Below are 20,558 nucleotides of genomic sequence, written 5' to 3'. Positions count from 1 at the left end.
CTTTGGCGACGTTCTAGCTGGCAGCTTTCGCAGAATCCACCGGGTAAAACGTATAGCTGAGCGTGATCGTCTGGATATCGGCAGCATCGGGATCCGTCAGGATCTTCGGATCGACGAAGAATATCACCGGCATCCGCGCGGTTTCGCCGGGTTTCAGCGTCTGCTGCGTGAAGCAGAAGCACTGGATCTTGGTGAAATACTTGCCGGCCTGCGCGGGCTGGACGTTGAAGGTCGCGGTGCCGGTCAGCGGCTTGTCAGACGTGTTGGTCGCCGTGAAGAACGCCATGTCACGCGCGCCGATGTCGATCGTGTCGGAACGATTTTCGGGCGTGAACTTCCACGGCAGCTTGGGGCTAACGTTGGTGTCGAAGTCGACGGTAATCTTGTGATCGACCGCACCGGGGGCGACGAGTCCGCGCTGCGTCGTGCCGTTGAGGCCGGTGACCGAACAGAACAGGCGGTAAAGCGGCACGCTGGCCCAGGCGAGCCCGGTCATGAAGCAGATGAAGAGCACGGCGAGCGCCGCGGTGCGGTTGGTGCGCGACATGGCCTTCCAGCCGGCCATCAGTGCGGCATGCCTGCGCGGATCTTTGCGATCGAGATGGCGAAGACGAGGATGACGAACGCGCCCAGCAGCAGCGCCATGACCCGGGCACGACCGCGCTGGCGGCTGCGGATCAGATCGGCCTGGTTCGGGTCTGAGGGCGTCATGCGAACCACCGGTCGACGACCAGCGCGCCGAACATCACGAACAGATACAGGATCGAGTATTTGAACAAGGCCTTCTCCGGTTTCATCGCATCGTCGGCATGCGTGGTGCGTCTCGCGATACGGAAGGCGAGCAGCGCGAACCAGCCGGTCAGCAATACGGCCGCGACACCGTAGATCTGCCCGGTCAGTCCGAGCGGCCAGGGCAGGATCGCAACCGCCGCCATCGGTATCGTATAGAGGCCGATCTGCGTCCGCGTGGTCCGCTCGCCCGACACGACGGGGAGCATCGGCACCCCCGCCGCGGCGTAATCGCTCTTCATGAACAGCGCGAGCGCCCAGAAATGCGGGGGCGTCCAGAGGAACACGAACAGGAACAGCAGGACCGGCAGCAGCGCGATGTCGCCGGTCGCGGCGGCCCAGCCGATCAGTGGGGGGAAGGCGCCCGCCGCCCCGCCGATGACGATGTTCTGCGGCGTGCGGCGCTTCAGCCAGACGGTGTAGACCAGCACGTAGAACAGGATCGAAACGGTAAGGATCGCGGCGGCGACGATATTCACAGCGACGCCCATGAAAAGCACCGAGAATGCGCCGAGACCGACCCCGAAATGCAGCGCCGCCTGCCGATCCATCCGACCATCGGGGAGCGGGCGCTTCTGCGTGCGGCGCATAACCGCATCGATGTCCGACTCATACCATTGGTTGAGTGCGCCTGCCGCGCCGGCGCCGAGCGCGATGCAGAGGATCGCGGTGAAGCCGATCACCGGATGCACGCCGACCGGCGCCGCCAGCATCCCGCAAAGTCCGGTGAAGACGACGAGCGTCATCACGCGCGGCTTGGTGAGCGCGAGAAAATCGCGCCAATGCGCCGGCGGCAGGAGGGGCGTGGCAATAGTCATGGTTGAGGTACGCTATACGCCTTGCGGTCGACGTCGGAAAGCCTTCGCGTCGTTGTGGCTCAAGGGTTTGACCGAGACCCGGGTACGGCCTGATGGACGACGGCGGTATCGTCTGCGTAGATCCGTCGCCATGCGGGGTCTTGGTCGAGCAAGGCGACGATCGGCGAGCGTGGCGGCAGGATAGTCCAGCGAAAATGCCAATACGCATTCGCTGCGCGCCAGCGTTCGACGTCCCCCGCCGCGATCCTGAAATAGTCGAGCGTGAACGGGTCTCCGTACATATCCGACCGGCCGTCGAGTGAACGCGGAAGCGGCGAGGAGGGCGGGGGGCGAGCGGGGTATGCGGGTCGTTGTTTTCTAACGGGCTTTGGCCGGCGCGCTCGGCATGGGAGCGGGGGTAGCGCTATTGTCCTCTGGAATGGTAAATGGTGGCGTTTGAGGCGGGGCCGGGCTGAACCTCTCCTGTGGCTCCAGCCCCCTCCCGTCATCCTGAACGCTTCCCGTACTCCAGCGAGAACCGAGTTCTCCTGTTTGGCGAGCGCCCGGAGTCACTGGGGTGAGATCCCAGCTTTCGCCTGGATGACCGCGCTGGGATGACGTGGGTAAGGTATCCTGCCTCTCCTTGTTCTCCCGCGAAGGCGGCAGCCCAGGCTGGGTCCCCGCCTTCGCGGGGAAACATGGTTTGGTTTCAGGACGGCTATTCAACAAAAACGCCTCGGGTTTCCCCGAGGCGTCTTCATTTCGGCTGGCTCCAACAGGTGAGCTAATCCCGTGTCGTCGGACGCGGCGTTGCCGCGCCGGCCGGGGGCGTGATGACCCTTGTCCGCCTCAATCGATCTTCGGCAGGGTCTCGAACTGGTGATACGGCGGCGGCGAGGAGATCGTCCACTCGAGCGTCGTCGCGCCGTCGCCCCAGGGATTGTCGCCCGCCGGCTTGCCCGCAATCATCGACCAAATCAGGTTGACGAAGAACACCACCATGCCCGCGGCCATGATCATGTAGCCGACCGAGGCGACCGTGTTCCAATGCTCGTACTGCGGCGTGTAGTCCGGGATGCGGCGCGGCATGCCCTGGAGGCCCAGGAAATGCATCGGGAAGAACATCACGTTCACGCCGATGAAGAACACCCAGAAGTGCACCTGGCCGAGGAACTCGTTGTACATCTTGCCCGACATCTTCGGGAACCAGTAGTAGAAGCCGGCGAACAGCGAGAACACCGCGCCGAGGCTCAGCACATAGTGGAAATGCGCCACTACGTAATAGGTGTCCTGCATGTAATCGTCGATGCCGCCGTTCGCGAGCACCACGCCGGTCACGCCGCCGACGGTGAACATGAAGATGAACCCGATCGACCACACCATCGGCGTCTTGAAGGTGAGCGAACCGCCCCACATCGTCGCGATCCACGAGAAGATCTTGATGCCGGTCGGCACCGCGATGACCATCGTCGCCGCGGTGAAGTACATCTTGGTGTTCACGCTGAGGCCGGTGGTGAACATGTGGTGCGCCCACACGACGAAGCCGACCACGCCGATCGCAACCATCGCATACGCCATGCCGAGATAGCCGAAGACCGGCTTGCGGCTGAACGTCGAGATGATCTGGCTGACGATGCCGAAGCCCGGCAGGATCATGATGTAGACTTCGGGATGGCCGAAGAACCAGAACAGATGCTGGTACAGGACGGGGTCGCCGCCGCCGGCCGGATCGAAGAAGGTCGTGCCGAAGTTGCGATCGGTCAGCAGCATCGTGATCGCCGCGGCGAGCACCGGCAGCGCCAGCAGCAGCAGGAACGCGGTGACGAGCATCGACCACACGAACAGCGGCATCTTGTGCAGCGTCATACCGGGCGCACGCATGTTGAAGATCGTCGTGATGAAGTTGATCGCACCGAGGATCGACGATGCGCCGGCCAGATGCAGCGCGAGGATCGCCATGTCGGTCGACGGCCCAGGCTCGCCGTACGTCGAGAGCGGCGCGTAGAGCGTCCAGCCGTTACCCGCGCCACCGAAGAACGGCGAGGCGAGAAGCAGCGTGAAGGCCGGGATCAGCAGCCAGAACGACACGTTGTTCATGCGCGGGAACGCCATGTCCGGCGCGCCGATCATGATCGGCACGAACCAGTTGCCGAAGCCACCGACCATCGCCGGCATGACCATGAAGAACACCATGATCAGGCCATGCGCGGTGATCAGCACGTTCCAGAGATGGAGCGATTCGTCGAGGCTGGCGCTGCCGCCGTGGAGCATGCTCGCCCAGCCCTGCAGATACTGGATGCCGGGATGCGCGAGCTCGGCGCGCATCAGGCCCGAGACCGAACCACCGATGATCCCCGCGACGATCGCGAAGATCAGGTACAGCGTGCCGATGTCCTTGTGGTTGGTCGACATGAACCAACGCGCGAAGAAGCCCGGCTTGTGATCGGTATCGTGATGATGGTCGTGCGCGTCGTGCGAAACGAACGCCGACGGGGTGATAGCGGTGTCGGTCATCTTAGAGTCCCGCGTTGCCGGCGCCGGCCGGGTTTGAGGTGGCGCCCTGCGTCGTCGCAGGCGCCGTTGCGTTGGCGGGGGCGGCCACGTTCTCGACCGGGCCGGTGGCGTTGGCGGTCTCCGCTGCCTCCTCGACCTTCGCCGCAGAGCCGTCGGCGCCGGGCTGTGGGATCACCTTGTCGGAGGCCTTGCCGGGGGTCGGCATCGTGCCGCCCTTGGCGCGCACCCACGCGGCGAACTGCGCCGGGGGCACCGCTTCGACGGCGATCGGCATGTAGCCGTGACGTGCGCCGCACAGTTCGGAACACTGACCGAAATACAGGCCGGGCTTGTCGATCGTGAAGCTCGTCTCGTTCAGGCGGCCCGGGATTGCGTCGAGCTTGATCCAGAACGCGGGGACGGCCCAGCTGTGGATCACGTCGTTGGCCGTAGTGATCAGGCGGATCGGCACGCCGACCGGCAGGACGATGCGGTTGTCGGTCGCGAGCAGCTTCGGACCGTCGGCATCGGTGCGGGCGCGTTCGCCGGCGGCGACGTCGCCCTTTTCCTTCAGCATGTTGGCGGTGATCTCGAAACCGCCATTGTCGGGATACTGGTACGTCCAATACCATTGGTTGCCGATCGCCTTCAGCGTCACGGCGCCGGAGGGTGCCGGCTTGAACTGCGCTTGCAGCAGCCCGATCGACGGCACGGCGATCAACACCAGGATCACCACCGGCGCGAGCGTCCAGAGGATCTCGATGGCGGTATTGTGCGACGTTTTCGACGCGACCGGACTGCGTGCGCGACGATAACGGAACGACACCCAGAATAGCAGCGCGAGGACGAACAGGCAGATGATCGTGATCGTCGGCACCAGGATCGAGTTGTGCATCCAGTGCGCGAAGACGCCGTTCTTGGTAACCTGCGGCTGGAGGCCGTAGAGCCCGTCGGTCGGCTGGCCGATCATCGGCGTGGCCGTCATCGCCGGCGCACCGTCCATTGCGAGTTCAGGGCTGGACGGATTGGCGGTCGGCGTCGCGGCGGCTGTGGTCGGCGCGGTATTCGAAACCCCGCCCGGTGCCGCGGCAGCTTGCGGTGTCGGCGCTGGTGCAGGTGCTGCCGTCGGCGTGCTCGCAGGCTGGGCCGCGTGCCCGGCGACACTCCCGGCGACACCACCGAGACTCGCCAGTGCGAGCCCCGCTGCCATCGCAAATCCTCTCATCCCCATCTTGCGCATCGTTGTTCTTGACCCCGGTTTATAGCGAACCCGATATCACGGACGCGCGGATGTCTATTTATCATTTTGCGGCAGCATACCCGGCGGGGGGGCTAGCCTCAAGCGTTGTCTGGACATGCGATGCTTGGGTGCCAAGGCGTTAGGTCATATTGCGGTTGTCGTTGCACGCGGTTTCGCGCGCTCGTATCAGCGCGGCAGACCATGTGGAGCGAATGACCCGCGATGACCGAAGACGATGTGCTCGCCGAATTCCGCGCTGCCGAAGCGCTGCTCGAAGGGCATTTCATCCTGTCCTCCGGCCTGCGCAGCTCGCGCTACCTGCAATGCGCGCGGGTGCTGATGGACCCGGCGCGCGGTGCCCGGTTGTCCGAGGCGCTGGTGGCGTCGATTCCGGTCGCGTTGCGGTCGCAGATCGACATCGTGGTGTCGCCGGCGATGGGCGGCGTTATCGCGGGGCATGAAATGGGTCGCGCGCTGGGCGTCGAGGCGGTGTTCCTCGAGCGCCCGGACGGCGTCTTCGAACTGCGCCGCGGTTTCCGATTGGCGCCCGGCCAGCGCGTGCTGATGATGGAAGACGTCGTCACCACCGGCCTGTCGTCGCGCGAGGCGATCGCGGCGATCGGGCGTGCGGGCGGCGTGACCGTCGCGGCGGCGGCTCTGGTCGATCGCTCGAACGGGACGGCGGACCTGGGCGTGCCGTTTTTCCCGCTGATCCGGCTCGACGTTCCGACCTATCCGGCGAATGCGTTGCCGGCCGAACTGGCGGCGATCCCGGCGATCAAGCCCGGTAGCAGGGCGGCATGAGCCGGGACCTGCGCCTTGGTGTGAACATCGACCACGTCGCGACGGTGCGAAACGCGCGGGGGGCGGGGTATCCCGATCCGGTGCGCGCGGCGCTGGTCGCGGCGGCAGCGGGCGCGGACGGCATCACCGCGCATCTGCGGGAAGATCGCCGGCATATTACCGATGACGACATCGCACGGTTGTCGGCCGAGCTGACGATCCCGCTGAACCTGGAGATGGCGGCGACCGACGAGATGCTCGGCATCGCGCTGCGCCACAAGCCGCACGCCGCGTGCATCGTGCCGGAAAAGCGCGAGGAATTGACGACCGAGGGCGGGCTCGACGTCGCCGGGCATTACGACCGGATGGCGCGGCTGGTCGACGCACTGGCGGGGGCGGGCATCCGCGTGTCGCTGTTCATCGAACCGGATGCGCGGCAGATCGAGGCCTCGGTTCGGCTTGGGGTGCCGGTGATCGAGCTTCACACCGGGCGGTATGCCGAGCTTTCGGGTGAGGCGCGGACGGCGGAGTTGCGGCGGCTGACCGATGCGGCGGCGCTGGCGGCGAAGAACGGCATCGAGGTGCATGCCGGCCACGGGCTGACCTACGACAACGTCGCACCGATCGCGGCGATCCGGCAGGTGCGCGAGTTGAACATCGGGCATTTCCTGGTGGGCGAGGCGCTGTTCGTCGGGCTCGGCGACGCGGTGCGGCTGATGCGCGAGGCCATGGATGCGGCGCGGTAGACAGGAAGGTTTGTTCACGCGGAGACGCGGAGACGCGGGGCAGAAGGGGGCTTCGCTGCCGCCTTCGATCGGCTTTCTCTATTCTCCTACGCCGCTCTTGCGGCTCTCATACTCTCCGCGTCTCCGCGTCTCCGCGCGAACAGAATCTTTTGTCTTCCGACTCCAGGCCGTGTCGTGATCATCGGGCTCGGGTCCGACCTGTGTAACATCGAGCGGATCGCGGCGTCGGTCGCGCGGTTCGGCGAGCGGTTCGAGCAGCGGGTGTTTACCGACGTCGAGCGCGCGAAGGCGGCGCGGCGGCCTTTCACCAAGGCGGGGACGCTGGCGAAACGGTTCGCCGCCAAGGAAGCGTTTTCGAAGGCGGTCGGGACCGGGTTTCGTGCGGGCGTTTTCATGCGGGACATCGGTGTGGTCAACGCGGCGAGCGGCGCGCCGACGCTGGCGCTGACCGGGGGCGCCAAAGCGAGGCTTGACGCATTGACGCCCGAGGGCCACGCGGCGCGTGTGCATTTGACCATGACCGATGATCATCCCTGGGCGCAGGCCTTCGTGATCATCGAAGCTATACCCTTGATATTCGCGGACATGGGCCAGGATATGAATCGATGAAGGACGCGGCGTTGGACGGCAATGAGTTCCCCGAAAAGCCCCTCGCGCAGACCACCGCGGCCGATCCCGTCGCACCGGCCGCCGCCCCAGCAGTCGGTACCGCGGCACCGACACGCCGCCGCGGTACCGACTGGTGGGGCGAGGTGAAGGGCATATTCTGGCTGATCCTGGTCGTGCTCGGCTTCCACAGCTTCATCGCCAAGCCCTTCTATATCCCCAGCGAATCGATGCTGCCGGGCTTGCGGATCGGCGACCGGCTGGTGGTGACCAAGTTCGCCTATGGCTGGTCGTTCGTGTCGCCGACGATCCCCAACCCGGTCGCGATCTTCAAGGGTGTCGTGCTGCGCCAGCAGGAAGACAGCTGGAGCGTGTCGCTGCCGTTCATCCACGGTCGGTTGTTCGGATCGCTGCCGACGCGCGGCGACGTGGTGATCGTGACGCCCCCGGGGACGCACAACGACTATATCAAGCGCGTGATCGGGCTGCCCGGCGACAAGCTGGCCGTCCGCGGCGGGATCGTGTTCCTGAACGGCGTCGCGGTGAAGCGTGGGCCCCTGCACGACACGCTGATCCCGGTCGATACGAACAGCCCGTGCAGCGAGATCGATTATCCCGGTGCGCGCGAGACGCTGCCCGACGGCCGCGCGATGTGTCGCCTGCCGACCTATACCGAGACGCTGCCGAACGGTCGCCGCTACGAGACGGTCGATCTGGAATCGGACAGCCAGGGCGACAATTTCGCCGAGATCACGATTCCCGCGAACCATGTCTTCCTAATGGGCGACAACCGCGATCGCTCGGCCGACAGCCGGTTTGCGCTCAGCCAGCTCGGGCTCGGCGGGCCTGTGCCGTACGAGAATCTCGGCGGCCGTGCGGAGTTCATCACCTTTAGCTTGGACGGCGATGCGACGTTCAATCCGCTGAGCTGGTGGGGGTCGCTGCGCCCGGATCGCGCCGGTACCTCGCTGCATCCCGCTAAGGCGAGCTGAGATGGCCGAGACGAAGGCCGTCGACGAACTCAGCCCGGTCGAGATGCGCGATCCGTTCCTGCGCAAGGAAGTGAAGCGCGCGGCGATCTGGCTCGGGCTTGCTTGCGGCATCGCGTTGCTGATCGTGCTCGTCCAGCCGCTTCTGATCATCTTCGCGGGAATCGTGCTTGCCGCACTGTTCGACGGCGGCGTGCGGCTGCTCGGGCGGGTGTTGCCGATCGGGCGCGGCTGGCGGTTGTTGATCGTCGTGCTGCTGGTGTTCGCGTTCCTGGTCGGGACGTTCGTCCTGACCGGCGTGCAGGTCACCGAACAGGTGAACCAGCTGCGATCGACGCTGGAATCGCAGGCGAACCGCTTTGCCGGCTATCTGACGTCACAAGGGCTGATGCCGGGCGCATCGGACGTCAACGGGATCGTCAAGGAGGCGCTGGGCTCGGTCGGGCGCGTGACGTCGTGGGTCGGCACCGCGATCGGCGCGATCACGAGCATGTTCATGATCCTGATCCTCGGGCTGTTCATCGCGATGGACCCGGGCACCTATTCGCGCGGACTCCAGTGGATGGTGCCGAGCGACCTGCGGCCGGAGTTCGCCAAGACCTTGGTCAAGATGGGCGACACGTTGCGCAAGCTGCTCGCCGGGCGCCTGCTCGGGATGGCGGTCGAGGGTGTCGCGAGCGGCATTGCGCTGGCAGTCGGCGGCGTGCCGATGGCGATGCTGCTCGGCATCATCGCCGGCATCCTGGCGTTCATTCCCAACGTCGGCGCGATCGTGACCGGCGTGCTGATGGTCGCGGTCGGGTTCAGCGCGGGCGTCGACACGGGCTATTGGGCGATCGGCACGTACCTCGTGGTGCAGACGATCGACGGCTATGTGATCGTGCCGATGGTGGCGAAGCGGACTGTGGATCTGCCTCCGGCGTTGACGCTGGGTGCGCAGATTTTGGCGAGCGCGTTGTTCGGGATTTTGGGGCTGGCGCTGGCCGATCCGATGACCGCGATGCTGAAGACCGCGCTGGAGCGGCGGTCGGAGCGGGAAGCGGAGAGGGCCGAGGCGGTTGGTGAGGCTACGGCCTGATCGGCTATTGGCCCCCCGTCCCAATTAATCTGGGTTCAAGCTCCCCCCGTCATCCCCGCGTCCGCGGGGATGACGGGGTGAGGGCCGGGGACGTCGATGGGGCGGGTAATCAGGTAGGAAGTTACCGGCTTACCAGCTGGTCGAAGAGGGCGAGGTAGCGGTTGGCTGAGTCCGCACCCGGTTGGGCGACTGGTTCGGGTCGCTGCCGAGTTGGGTCCAGCCACGTATCCAGCGCTACAACCAATGCAGCAGCGTCGTCCCTTGCGACGATCGTGCCGCGGTCGGGCCGGTCGACGATCTCCGCCACCGCCGCACTGGAGGCGGTCGAGATTACTGGCGTCCCGACCGACAGTGCTTCGCGCAGTACCCCCGGCACGCCCTCGTAATCGGACGTCAGCACTAACACGGTCGCACGCGCCATGACCGGGAGCGGATCGGTGCTGTGGCCGAGCAGGAAGACCCGGCTATCCAGGCCGAGGTCGCGGACCTGTGCCTCGATCGCCGCCCGCTCGCTCCCGTCGCCCAGGATGACGAGCGGCGTCGTCCGGTCGGCCAGCAGCGGAAGCGCGGCGATCAGGCGGTCCCAGCGTTTTTGCGGTTCGAGCCTTCCGACGCCGAGGAAGAAGCGCGGCGGCAAGTCCGGCAGCGCGCCGGGGATCGGCACCGCCGGCGGGTTCGGGATGACGCTGGTGCGGCCAACCATGCGGGTCGCTCGCGCCGCTTCGTCCGCGGTCGCCGGTGTCATCGCGACGAGGTGATCCAGGAAGGTGCCGTGCCGCGCGAGCCAGACCTGATGGGCGGCGTGCATCAGGCGGCCGTGATCGGCGCGCGCGGGGGCGTTGGACATCTTGGCGACGATCGGCGGGCAGGCCTTGCCGAGCCGCAGCCGCGTCCACGCCGCGATCCCCGTATAGAAATTGCCGGGGCAGAAGATCACGTCCGGCGCGACACGCCGCACCATCGTCGGCAAGGCGAGCAACCGGGACGGCGCGATGATCTCCAGCCCGTCGGGCAGTTCGGCCGCCAACGGCCCGGAAATGTCCTCGATCGCCAGCGTCACCCGCCGCCCCGCCGCCAGCCAGGCGCGTGCGAGGCGCAGTTGCGCGCGCTCGACTCCGCCGCCGCGCAGGTCCTCGGCATAGGTCAGGATGTGCTGGGCGACCGGCGACATACACGGGACTGAAATATTGGGGTCATCATGATGCGCGATTGGTAGAGCGGAGATCGCGATCGAATGAAACCGACTTTACGTGCACGGCTGATGACGAAAGGCTATGGCGCCATGCCGTTACCGACACGGGTCGGTGCGCCGGGCGACCTGTGCAGATCTGACTTGAGGACAAGCGATTGACGACGCGACCGCCGATTGCGGCCGATACCGCCCGTTATGCCGATATCGCAGGTGTCGGGCTGGAGCCGCTCAAGACGGTCCGCAGTCGCTGGCCGGCGATCATCGGCGCGGTGCTTACCGGGGCGATGATCGTCGGGCTGGTGCGCGAGTTGTTCGGCCATGGGCTGGCGGGGCTCGGCCGTTCGGTTCCCGGCGACCCGCGGTTCTATGTGTGTTTCGCACTGCTCTACATGGCGTCGCCGACGGGGGATTACGTGATCTTTCGCCGGCTCTGGGGAATCCCGCTCGGCGGGCTGGTCGCCCTGATCAAGAAGCGGATCGCGAACGAGGTCGTGTTCGGCTATTCGGGCGATGCGTATTTCTATGCCTGGGCGCGGGCGAAGGCGCGGATGGTCGCGTCGCCGTTCGGCGCGGTGAAGGACGTCTCGATCCTGTCGGCGATCGCCGGCAATGCGGTGACGTTGCTGCTGGTCGCGATCGCGCTGCCGTTCGGGCGGGGGCTGCTGACGCACGATCAGTTTCGCGCGGTGCTGGCGTCGGCGGGCGTCACGCTGCTGATATCCCTGCCCTTCCTGATCTTCTCGCGGCGGGTGTTCTCGCAGGCGCGGCCGGTGCTGTGGTGGGTGTTTTCGGTGCATTGCATCCGGTTGCTGATCGGGTCTTTGCTGATCGCGCTCGCCTGGCATTTTGCGTTGCCCGCGGTGTCGATCGGCATGTGGATGTTCCTAGCCGCCGGGCGGCTGCTCGTGTCGCGGCTTCCGCTGGTGCCCAACAAGGACCTGTTGTTCGCCAACGCAGCGATCCTGCTGATCGGCCAGGATCAGGCCTTGTCCGAACTGATCGCCTTCACCGCCGCGCTGACCCTGCTCGTGCATGTCGTGCTGATCGTCGCATTCGGCGCGCACGCCATCGCGACGCGGGCCCCCGTCAGTGCGTCGAACGGGGCCGGGGCATGACGCGGTCTGCTACCTTCTTCCGATCGGCACTGATTGCGGCGTCGCTGGCGAGCGCCCCGGCAGGCGCGCAGGCGATGCTCGGCAGCGATGCGGCGGCATGCCAGCCGGGCGGCGGGTCGGCGATCGCGGTCGAGGTCACCGGGCTGAAGGATCGCACGGGCGAGCTGAAGCTGGAACTCTATCCTGCCGAGGAAGCGGATTTCCTGAAGGACGACCATGTACTGCTCGCCGCGGGCAAGACGTTCCGCCGCGTGACCGTATCGACACCGGCCGCCGGCGCACCGGCGCTGTGCATCCGAGTGCCGAAGCCGGGGCGCTATGCGCTGTTGCTGACGCATAATCGCGACGGGAAGAACAAGTTCAGTTTCTGGACCGATGGCGCCGGGTTTGCGAGCAACAGAAAGCTGGGGCGGTCGCGGCCGAAGGTACAGCAGGCGCTGGTCGAGGTCGGTGGCGGCGTGACGACGGTGCGGATCACCGTGCAGTATCTGCGCGGGCTCGGCGGCTTCGGGCCGATCGGATGATCGCTCGATGGGGATCGCTCCTGTGAGGATCGTCCCCATGCGGATCGCGCCTTGAGAATCGTCGCGTGAGGATCGTCGACGTCAACGAGTTCTACTCGCCGACCGGCGGCGGCGTTCGGACCTATGTCGATCGGAAGATGGGGATCATGGCCGGTCTCGGTCACGAACTGATCGTGATCGCACCCGGTCGCGAGGACAGCGTCGAGGAACGGCCCGGCGGCGGGCGGATCCTCTATCTCAGGTCGCCCGGCATGCCGTTCGATCGCAATTACGGGCTGTTCTGGGACGAAGGGGCGATCCACCGCGTGCTCGACGATCTCGATCCGGACGTGGTCGAGTGTAGTTCACCGTGGCGGCCGGCATGGTTCGTCGGCAACTGGCAGGGCCGTGCGGCGAAGTCGTTCTTCATGCACAACGACAATGTCGCCGCCTATGCGCAGCGCTGGTTCGCCGGCGTCGCCAGCCATGACCAGATCGAGCGCGGGTTCGCCTGGTACAGCCGGTACATGAGCCGGTTCCTCGAGAAATACGATGTCGTCGTTACCAACGGCCCGGCACTGGAAAAACGGCTGCGCGCGCGGGGTCTGCGGATCGATGCGGCGATGCCGCTCGGCATCGAGCGCGGGCATTTCTCGCCGGACCTGCGCGATGCCCGATTGCGCGCGGCGTTGCTGCAGCAATGTGGGTTGCCGGAGGACGGTATGCTGTTGCTCGGGCTCGGGCGGCATCACGGCGAGAAACGCTGGCCGCTGGTGGTCGATGCGGTGGCGCGGGCGGGGTCGACGTTGCCGGTCGCGCTGGTCCTGATCGGAACGGGCGCGCAGAGCAACGCGATCCGGCGGCGGATCGGGGGATCGCCGCACATCCGGATGTTCGCGCCGGTGTACGACCGCGAGCGGCTGGCGCGGATCATGGCGAGTTGCGATGCGCTGATCCACGGGTCGGAAGCGGAGCCGTTCGGGTTGGTCGCATCGGAGGCGATGGCGTCGGGCCTGCCGCTGATCGTGCCGGATACGGGCGGCTGCGCGGAAGTCGCGGACGCCAATGCGAGCGAACTTTACGCGGCGCGCGATGCCGAGAGTGCGGCGGCGGCGATCGGACGGTTGTTCGCGCGCGATCCGGCGCTGCTGCGGCGGGCGGCGGCGGTGGCGGCGCGGCATGTCCGCAGCGACCGCGAGCATGCGGTCGAACTCATGGACTATTATGCCGGGGTGGTCGCGACGAAGCAGGGCTTGCGACGTACAGCGTGAAGCGGGTGTCGGGAACGGCGATCGCGCGATAACCCTGCCGAATCGCGTAGGTGGCGAGCGCCGCGTCGATCCGGTCGTCGCCGCTGCTCCAAACGCCTTCGCCGCCGGTCAGGATCGCGGGCGGGTAGCCGACGAGATGCATCCTCGCCTGCGATACGAGGTGCAGCCGGTATTCCTGGCTCGCGTTCAACAGCGCGGTGCTGCGAAAGTAGAAGGGCCCGGTGGCGAATCGCTGATCGATCGCACGGGCGGGGAGGAATTGCGGGGACAGCGTCGCGACCGGGCCGGTGAGGTGTTCGCGGTCCATCGTCTCGCGAACCAACGCGGCTGCGCGCGTCGCGTCGAGCATGGGGATACCGCCGCCGCTCGCGATGGCTTCGATCGTGGGGGCTAGTCCGGCGCAGGCGAAGACGACGGCCGCGATCCGCATCGCCTTGCCGGGCGGATGCGCGTGCCAGACCAGCGCCAGCCGCACGAACAGCGCTGGCAGCATTGGCAGCAGATATTGCCGCCATGTCGGCACCGGCGCGAGCGCGGCGATCAGGCCGGCGAGGATCAACAGGTCGAGGATCAGGTGCCAGCGATGGCGCCTGCCCGTCGTGGCGACGATCGCCAGCAGGGCCGGGCCGAGCGCGAGGAACTTCAATGTGTCGATGATCTTCGCCGCGTTCGACAGCTTCCACGGGCGGGCCTGGTACCATTCGGTCGGCGCCTGTCCCGGGAACGCGAGCACGCCGAACAGGAAGCCGTCGGGGGCGTGGACGAACAGCGCGCCGACGAATGCGACGAACGGGAGCGTGCCGAGCAGGGTCCACCAAGGGCGACGGTCGGCACGGAACAGCGCCCAGATGCCGTAGGTCAGCGCGGGCAAGGCGTACGAGATTTTCGCGGTCGCGGCGGCGGCTAACAGCGCGCCGATCAGGATCGCATCGCGGCGGCTTGCCTGATCGCGCGCGGTCCTGACGATCGCGGGAAGGGCCAACGCGAGGCAGGCGGCGGGAAGCGCGTCGTTGCGCGCGGTGCCGATGCTGAAGAGGAGGATGTCGCAGGTCGCGAACAGCGCGGCGGCGATGGCGGCGGCGCGGGGGCCGGCGCGACCGATACGGGCGGCGCGGTGGACCGCGGTGATCGTGGCGAGGCCGAGCAGGGCGTTGGCGATGCGGAGCGCCGGCCAGGTCCAGGCGCCTGCGAGGAGCGCGATCGGGGCAAAGAGGTAGGGCTGGAGCGGGGTCTGGAGGTAGGCGAAGTCTCGGTAGGGGATGAGGCCGCGCGCGGTGAGGGCGGCGGCGGCGACGTACTGGCTTTCGTCGTGGTCCACTGGGCGGAGGAGGGCGAGGATGATGAGGAGGACAGCTAACCCCAACACCAAGAGTATGTTCACCCGCGAAGGCGGGTGTCCAGTCTGGGCACCCGCCTTCGCGGGTGAACAGGGTTGGCGCGGGGGCTTAGCCACGAATGCCACCACTCTCACCGGCCCCACCCCGGCCTTCGCCGGGGTGGTGGAGAAGGCCGGGGTGGTGGCGTGTAGGGCAAGGTCAGGCTTTTATCGCGGTCAGGAAGTAATCAAGGTTCGTCGAATCACTGAGCGTGAACCCCGTCGCGGGCGAGAAACTCAGCCCGCGCGTGTCCGTCACCCTCAACCCCGCGTCCTTCAGCAGCGCCGTCAGTTCCTCGGGCGTCAGGAACTTGTTCCAGTCGTGCGTGCCCTTGGGGATCACCCCAGTACCCTCCGCCACGGTGATCATCGCCAGCCGCGACAACGGCGTCCGGTTGGGCGTCGACAGGATCAGCAACCCGCCCTCGGCCAGCGTCCGTGCCAATCCGCGGACGAAGCCGGCGGGGTCGCTGACATGCTCGATCACCTCCAGGCTGGTGACGAGATCATACTGGCCGACAAGCCCCTCGACTCCCCCCGCGCGGTAATCGATCGCCAAGCCGCTCTGCGCCGCATGGATCTCCGCCACCGCGATATTCTCGGGCGCGGCATCGATCCCCGTCACCGCCGCACCTAGCCGCGCGAGCGGCTCGCACAACAGTCCCGCGCCACAGCCGACGTCGAGCGCGGTCTTGCCCGCCAGCGGCGTGAAGGTCGAACCGTCGCCGCCCCAATGCGCGTCGACCTGCTCGCGGATATAGCGCAACCGCGGTGGATTGAGCTTGTGGAGCGGCGCGGACGAGCCCTTCGGATCCCACCAGTCCTTGGCCATCGTGCCGAAATGCGCGGCCTCGCGCGGATCGATTGTTGCGCCGTTTACGGTGTCACTTGCCAGTATCATGCGCGCTACCTATCAGGGCCGCCGCTTCGACCCAAAGGGATTTGCGCTGCCAATGGCCCGTATCGTGATGAAATTCGGTGGGACGTCGATGGCCGGGATCGAGCGTATCCGCAACGTCGCCGCGCGCGTGAAGCGCGAAGTCGACGCGGGTAACCAGGTCGCCGTCGTCGTCTCCGCGATGGCCGGCGAGACCGATCGGCTGGTCGGCTTCTGCCGCGAGGCGTCGTCGCTGTACGACGCGAAGGAATATGACGTCGTCGTCTCGGCCGGCGAGCAGATCACGAGTGGCTTGCTCGCGATCGCGCTCCAGGCGGCCGGGTGTAAGGCTCGGTCGTGGCTCGGCTGGCAGCTGCCGATCAACACCTCCGACGCACATGGCTCGGCCCGGATCGGCGAGATCGACACGGCCGCACTCGACGCGAGCCTTGCCGAGGGCGTCGTGGCGGTGATCCCCGGTTTTCAGGGCGTCGCGGACGGCCAGCGCGTCACCACCTTGGGGCGCGGCGGTTCGGATACGTCGGCGGTCGCGATGGCGGCGGCGATGAAGGCGGACCGCTGCGACATCTATACCGACGTCGACGGCGTCTACACGACCGACCCCAGGATCGTGCCGCGTGCGCGCAAACTGAGCAAGGTCACGTACGAAGAGATGCTGGAACTCGCCAGCGTCGGTGCCAAGGTGTTGCAGACGCGGTCTGTCGGCCTGGCGATGAAAGAGAATGTGCGCGTGCGCGTGCTGTCTTCGTTCGAAGACGGCGATACCAATGACGGACATCGTGGCACGCTCATCGTGGGCGAAGAGGAAATCGACGATATGGAACGCCAGCTCATCACCGGCATCGCGCACGACAAGAACGAGGCGAAGATCACCCTGACCCAGGTCAACGATCGGCCGGGCTCGGTCGCCGCGATCTTCGCGCCGCTCGCCGATGCGGGGATCAACGTCGACATGATCGTGCAGAACGTCGCGCATTCGACCGGCTCGACCGACGTGACGTTCACGGTGCCGGCGGCGGATCTCGCGCGCTCGCTCGACGTGATCGACAAGGCGAAGGCCGCGATCGGCTATGCGACGATCGTGCACGATACGCGCGTCGCCAAGGTGTCGGTGGTCGGCGTCGGCATGCGCAGCCATGCGGGCGTGGCGGCGACGATGTTCACCACGCTGGGCGAACGCGGCATCAACATCCAGGCGATCGCGACGTCGGAGATCAAGGTCAGCGTGCTGATCGAAGAGGATTATACCGAGCTGGCGGTGCGCGTGCTGCATACGGCCTATGGTCTCGATGCCGAGGATGCGGCTTGATTCTTCACGCCGTCATCCCAGCTTTCGGTCAGTGGCCGTGCTGCGACGACGCCGACGATAACGACACGATCCCGGCACTGGCCGGGACGACGGAGATGGATGCATGACGATCGGTAGTGAGCGGCTGCAACGCCGGATGGCGCGCGGCGCTACGTTCCTCGGCTCGGAGGTCGCGATCCTTTGCGGTGCGATGTCGTGGGTGAGCGAACGTAACCTCGTCTCCGCCATCTCGAATGCCGGCGGGTTCGGCGTGATCGCATGCGGGGCGATGACGCCGGCGCTGCTCGATACCGAGATCGCCGCGACCAAGACGATGACGGACAAGCCGTTCGGCGTGAACCTGATCACCATGCATCCCGATCTGTTCGAGCTGATCGCGGTCTGCGCCAAGCATAAGGTGGGTCACGTCGTGCTCGCCGGTGGCCTGCCGCCCAAGGGCAGCATCGAGGCGATCAAGGAAACGGGCGCGAAACTGATCGCGTTTTCGCCTGCATTGGCGCTGGCGAAGAAGCTGATCCGCAGCGGCGTCGATGCGCTGGTGATCGAGGGGATGGAGGCCGGCGGCCATATCGGCCCGGTCTCGACCAGCGTGCTCGCGCAGGAGATGCTGCCCGAGATCGCCGAGCAGGTCCCGGTGTTCGTCGCGGGCGGGATCGGTCGCGGCGAGGCGATCGCGGGCTATCTCGACATGGGTGCGGCGGGTGTCCAGCTCGGCACGCTGTTCGTCTGCGCGACCGAATCGATCGCGCACGCCAATTTCAAGAAGGCGTTCATCCGCGCGTCGGCGCGCGATGCGATCGCCAGTGTGCAGATCGACGCACGCCTTCCCGTCATCCCGGTCCGCGCGCTCAAGAACGCGTCGAGCGAGCTGTTCACCGCCAAGCAGCGCGAAGTCGCTGGCCATCTCGACGGTGGCCGCGTGGAAATGGCCGAGGCGCAGTTGCAGATCGAGCATTACTGGGCGGGCGCGCTGCGCCGTGCGGTGGTCGACGGCGATGTCGAGCATGGCTCCGTGATGGCGGGCCAGTCGGTCGGCATGGTCAAGCGCGAGGAGCCGGTCGCGGACATCATCGCCGGCCTGATGGCGCAGGCCGCCGCCGCGCTGGAGTCGCGCACGGCCTAAACGCCGACTGATCGCGATGCTTTTCCCGATCCTCTCCCGGCCAGGGGGAGGATCGGCGTGTTTCGCGACCCATCTGTGCCGATCGATGCCCTCTCCAGCCCGGCCCGTCCTCCGCTCGCCGCAAATCGCGTACGGCTTACGCATCGTTAACCTTCTGCGTGGCAGAGATGTCCCGTCGGGGGACACTATGAGGTGGTTGCGATGAGTCGTCGGTTTGCATTGCTGTCTTTTACCGCGCTGGCCTTGGTGGCCGGGTGCGCGCCGAAGCCCAAGACGGTCGCTGTCGTTGCCCCTCCCGTGGTCATGGTACCGGTGACTGCGCCGGCGATGCCGAAGGGCGCGTCGCCGACCATGGTGATCCCGGTGGCGTTGCCCGATGGCACCTATCCCACGCCGAATCGGAACCTGACCCCGGCCGCCAAGGTCTGGCATTTGCGCGCTGCCCTGAACGTCGCCGCGCTCGCCTGTCGTGGCCCACAGGAGGGCGCGATCATCGCCGGTTACAACGCTATGCTGTCGGCGCAGAAGCCGGTGCTGGCCAAGGCCGAGGCGACCTATGCCAGCGAATGGAAGTCGGGCGGCCGCGACTGGCAGGACCGGTACGACGACGCGATGACGCGCCTGTACAACTTCTTCTCGCAATCGCCGGCGCGCGACGATTTCTGCGCAGCCGCAAGTACCGTCCTGGCGCAGAGCGCCGGCGTGTCGGCCGCGACGATGCCGGCGTTCGCAGCGCAGCAACTGCCCACGCTCGAACGGCCGTTCACCGATTTCTATCGGGCCTTCGATGCCTGGCGCGGTCGTGCCGTGCCGACGACGGTGTTTGCCCAGCGGTCGCAGCCAGCGCTGGCCTCGCGCCAATACGCGTCGAACATGACCGTCCAGCCGATCACGCAGGCACGGCTCCAGCCGATCTCCCAGCCGGTCCCGCCGCCGCAGCCCAGGTTGAAGCTCGATCCCAGCGTCTTTCAGTAGTCACGGGGCCGACCGGGGCCGCGACGGAACGCTTTCCTGACGGCTTAAGGTTGGCTTCCCCGCAAAGACTGGGTTAACAGCCCGAGCGATGGCAGGCGCACTCCAGGACCAACCGACCGGCGGCCGCTTCGAAGGGAGCGAGCATCTGTTTCCGGTGCGCGTGTATTTCGAAGACACCGATCTGTCGGGCGTCGTCTACCACGCCAATTACCTGCGCTACATGGAGCGCGCGCGGTCGGACATGCTGCGCGTCGCGGGCGTCGACCAGCGCGCCGTGTTCGAAGCGGGCGAGGGCGCCTACGCGGTCGCCGACCTCGCCATCCGCTACGCCGCACCCGCAAAGCTCGACGACGCCCTGCTGGTCGTCACGCGGCTGACCCGGGTCCGCGCAGCCGGCGTATCCATTCATCAACGAGTCATGCGCGACGCGGTTGTCTTGACCGAGGCGGATCTGGTGGTGGCGCTCGTCGCCCCCAGCGGCCGTCCGACACGCCAGCCGCGCGCCTGGACCGAAATCTACGAACGCCTTGTCTGGCAGGGGGAAGCATGAATCCGGTGTTGACTATGGATAGCGCGACGCTGTCGCCGATCCACTTGTTCCTTCAGGCCGACTGGGTGGTGAAGGGCGTGATGATCGGGCTGCTGCTCGCCAGCATCTGGACCTGGGCGCTGATCGTCGCGTTCTGGCGGCGGATCGGCAAGACGCGCAAGGGCATGACGCGGTTCGAGCGCGACTTCTGGAAGGCCGAGGATATCGACGTCTTCTACAAGGCGGAGGGCGAGAACGACCTGCCGTCGGCGCGGGTGTTCGCCGCCGGCGTGACCGAGTGGCGGCGCTCGACCGCGGGCGGCACGATCGACAAGAGCGGCACGCGCGAGCGGCTGGCGACCACGATGGGCGCAGCGGTCGCGGGCGAGATCGACAAGATGTCGGACCGGCTGAACGTGCTGGCGACGGTCGGCTCGGTCGCGCCGTTCGTCGGGCTGTTCGGGACGGTGTGGGGCATCATGCGTAGCTTCACCAGCATCGCGGCGGCGCAGAACACGTCGCTGGCGGTGGTCGCGCCGGGCATCGCGGAGGCGTTGTTCGCGACCGCGATCGGCCTGTTCGCGGCCATCCCCGCGGTGATCGCGTACAACCGCTTCAGCCACGGGATCAACCGGATCGAGGCGAGCCTCAACCGGTTCGCCGACGGGTTCCACACCACCCTCTCGCGCCAATTGGACGGCTCGCGATGAGTGCGACGCAAATCCTCCCCGGCACGGGGAGGGGGAC

Annotated in this window: 22 protein-coding genes; 13 read left to right on the top strand and 9 right to left on the bottom strand. The window is 66.7% G+C overall.

Annotated elements, in window-relative coordinates; all coding sequences use genetic code 11:
- Window positions 1-13: 13 nt before the first annotated feature.
- From U1707_RS09480 to coxB, 6 genes are all read right to left on the bottom strand, one after another.
- Window positions 14-565: a cytochrome c oxidase assembly protein gene (locus U1707_RS09480; protein ID WP_332799846.1), complete on the bottom strand. Its 552-nt coding sequence runs from the start codon at window positions 563-565 to the stop codon at window positions 14-16.
- Entirely contained in the window at window positions 565-711 is a 147-nt protein-coding gene (locus U1707_RS09475; protein ID WP_332799845.1) for a cytochrome c oxidase system small membrane protein, read from the bottom strand. The genes U1707_RS09480 and U1707_RS09475 overlap by 1 nt, the downstream gene beginning before the upstream one ends.
- Window positions 708-1,607 carry a heme o synthase gene (locus tag U1707_RS09470; RefSeq protein ID WP_332799844.1) on the bottom strand — a complete coding sequence of 300 codons (900 nt, stop codon included), beginning with the start codon at window positions 1,605-1,607 and terminating at the stop codon, window positions 708-710. The genes U1707_RS09475 and U1707_RS09470 overlap by 4 nt, the downstream gene beginning before the upstream one ends.
- Before the next feature lie 59 nt (window positions 1,608-1,666).
- Window positions 1,667-1,888 (bottom strand): hypothetical protein, encoded by a 222-nt coding sequence (locus U1707_RS09465; RefSeq protein WP_332799843.1) that lies wholly within the window; start codon window positions 1,886-1,888, stop codon window positions 1,667-1,669.
- Between the two features lie 547 nt (window positions 1,889-2,435).
- A complete protein-coding gene (gene ctaD, locus U1707_RS09460) occupies window positions 2,436-4,100 on the bottom strand; it encodes a cytochrome c oxidase subunit I (protein WP_332799842.1) in 1,665 nt (554 codons plus the stop codon).
- A 1-nt stretch (window position 4,101) separates the two neighbouring features.
- Window positions 4,102-5,289 carry a cytochrome c oxidase subunit II gene (coxB, locus tag U1707_RS09455; RefSeq protein WP_332799841.1) on the bottom strand — a complete coding sequence of 396 codons (1,188 nt, stop codon included), beginning with the start codon at window positions 5,287-5,289 and terminating at the stop codon, window positions 4,102-4,104.
- A 252-nt stretch (window positions 5,290-5,541) separates the two neighbouring features.
- On the opposite strand from coxB, the gene pyrE reads away from it, so the two are divergent.
- The 5 genes from pyrE (at window position 5,542) to U1707_RS09430 (ending at window position 9,521) form a co-directional block, all read left to right on the top strand.
- Entirely contained in the window at window positions 5,542-6,123 is a 582-nt protein-coding gene (gene pyrE, locus U1707_RS09450; RefSeq protein WP_332799840.1) for an orotate phosphoribosyltransferase, read from the top strand.
- Entirely contained in the window at window positions 6,120-6,848 is a 729-nt protein-coding gene (locus tag U1707_RS09445; RefSeq protein ID WP_332799839.1) for a pyridoxine 5'-phosphate synthase, read from the top strand. The genes pyrE and U1707_RS09445 overlap by 4 nt, the downstream gene beginning before the upstream one ends.
- Before the next feature lie 174 nt (window positions 6,849-7,022).
- Window positions 7,023-7,457 carry a holo-ACP synthase gene (gene acpS / locus U1707_RS09440; RefSeq protein ID WP_332799838.1) on the top strand — a complete coding sequence of 145 codons (435 nt, stop codon included), beginning with the start codon at window positions 7,023-7,025 and terminating at the stop codon, window positions 7,455-7,457.
- Window positions 7,454-8,446, top strand: coding sequence for a signal peptidase I (gene lepB / locus U1707_RS09435; protein WP_332799837.1), 993 nt, complete (start codon window positions 7,454-7,456; stop codon window positions 8,444-8,446). Before acpS ends, lepB begins: the two co-directional genes overlap by 4 nt.
- 1 nt (window position 8,447) lies before the next feature.
- Complete coding sequence (locus U1707_RS09430; RefSeq protein ID WP_332799836.1) at window positions 8,448-9,521, top strand: AI-2E family transporter; 1,074 nt, start codon at window positions 8,448-8,450, stop codon at window positions 9,519-9,521.
- 121 nt (window positions 9,522-9,642) lie between these two features.
- Here U1707_RS09430 and U1707_RS09425 read toward each other — a convergent pair whose 3' ends face one another.
- Window positions 9,643-10,692, bottom strand: a complete 1,050-nt coding sequence (locus tag U1707_RS09425) for a glycosyltransferase (RefSeq protein ID WP_332799835.1) — start codon at window positions 10,690-10,692, stop codon at window positions 9,643-9,645.
- 176 nt (window positions 10,693-10,868) lie between these two features.
- Here U1707_RS09425 and U1707_RS09420 point away from each other — a divergent pair, with 176 nt between their 5' ends.
- The 3 genes from U1707_RS09420 to U1707_RS09410 all read left to right on the top strand — a co-directional run bounded on the left by U1707_RS09420 (window position 10,869) and on the right by U1707_RS09410 (window position 13,602).
- Window positions 10,869-11,828, top strand: a complete 960-nt coding sequence (locus tag U1707_RS09420; RefSeq protein ID WP_332799834.1) for a hypothetical protein — start codon at window positions 10,869-10,871, stop codon at window positions 11,826-11,828.
- Window positions 11,825-12,352: a DUF2141 domain-containing protein gene (locus U1707_RS09415; RefSeq protein WP_332799833.1), complete on the top strand. Its 528-nt coding sequence runs from the start codon at window positions 11,825-11,827 to the stop codon at window positions 12,350-12,352. Before U1707_RS09420 ends, U1707_RS09415 begins: the two co-directional genes overlap by 4 nt.
- A gap of 65 nt (window positions 12,353-12,417) precedes the next feature.
- Complete coding sequence (locus U1707_RS09410; protein WP_332799832.1) at window positions 12,418-13,602, top strand: glycosyltransferase; 1,185 nt, start codon at window positions 12,418-12,420, stop codon at window positions 13,600-13,602.
- Here the strand turns inward: U1707_RS09410 and U1707_RS09405 are convergent.
- Together U1707_RS09405 and ubiG are read right to left on the bottom strand one after the other, a co-directional pair.
- Entirely contained in the window at window positions 13,544-14,968 is a 1,425-nt protein-coding gene (locus tag U1707_RS09405) for a glycosyltransferase family 39 protein (RefSeq protein ID WP_332799831.1), read from the bottom strand. The two genes, U1707_RS09410 and U1707_RS09405, sit on opposite strands and share 59 nt — an antisense overlap.
- Window positions 14,969-15,137: 169 nt before the next feature.
- Entirely contained in the window at window positions 15,138-15,878 is a 741-nt protein-coding gene (gene ubiG, locus U1707_RS09400) for a bifunctional 2-polyprenyl-6-hydroxyphenol methylase/3-demethylubiquinol 3-O-methyltransferase UbiG (RefSeq protein WP_332799830.1), read from the bottom strand.
- A gap of 52 nt (window positions 15,879-15,930) precedes the next feature.
- On the opposite strand from ubiG, the gene U1707_RS09395 reads away from it, so the two are divergent.
- The 5 genes from U1707_RS09395 (at window position 15,931) to tolQ (ending at window position 20,521) form a co-directional block, all read left to right on the top strand.
- Window positions 15,931-17,184, top strand: a complete 1,254-nt coding sequence (locus U1707_RS09395; protein ID WP_332799829.1) for an aspartate kinase — start codon at window positions 15,931-15,933, stop codon at window positions 17,182-17,184.
- A 103-nt stretch (window positions 17,185-17,287) separates the two neighbouring features.
- A complete protein-coding gene (locus tag U1707_RS09390) occupies window positions 17,288-18,307 on the top strand; it encodes an NAD(P)H-dependent flavin oxidoreductase (protein ID WP_332799828.1) in 1,020 nt (339 codons plus the stop codon).
- A gap of 201 nt (window positions 18,308-18,508) precedes the next feature.
- Window positions 18,509-19,282 carry a hypothetical protein gene (locus U1707_RS09385; protein WP_332799827.1) on the top strand — a complete coding sequence of 258 codons (774 nt, stop codon included), beginning with the start codon at window positions 18,509-18,511 and terminating at the stop codon, window positions 19,280-19,282.
- Window positions 19,283-19,370: 88 nt separating this feature from the next.
- Window positions 19,371-19,832 carry a YbgC/FadM family acyl-CoA thioesterase gene (locus U1707_RS09380; protein ID WP_332799826.1) on the top strand — a complete coding sequence of 154 codons (462 nt, stop codon included), beginning with the start codon at window positions 19,371-19,373 and terminating at the stop codon, window positions 19,830-19,832.
- Window positions 19,829-20,521: a protein TolQ gene (gene tolQ, locus U1707_RS09375; protein ID WP_332799825.1), complete on the top strand. Its 693-nt coding sequence runs from the start codon at window positions 19,829-19,831 to the stop codon at window positions 20,519-20,521. The genes U1707_RS09380 and tolQ overlap by 4 nt, the downstream gene beginning before the upstream one ends.
- Window positions 20,522-20,558 lie beyond the last annotated feature (37 nt).

Origin of the sequence: Sphingomonas sandaracina (assembly GCF_036663695.1) — a bacterium.
GTDB lineage: Bacteria > Pseudomonadota > Alphaproteobacteria > Sphingomonadales > Sphingomonadaceae > Sphingomonas.
Note: the sequence above shows the minus strand (reverse complement) of the source record. Positions and strands in the feature narration are given on the sequence as shown.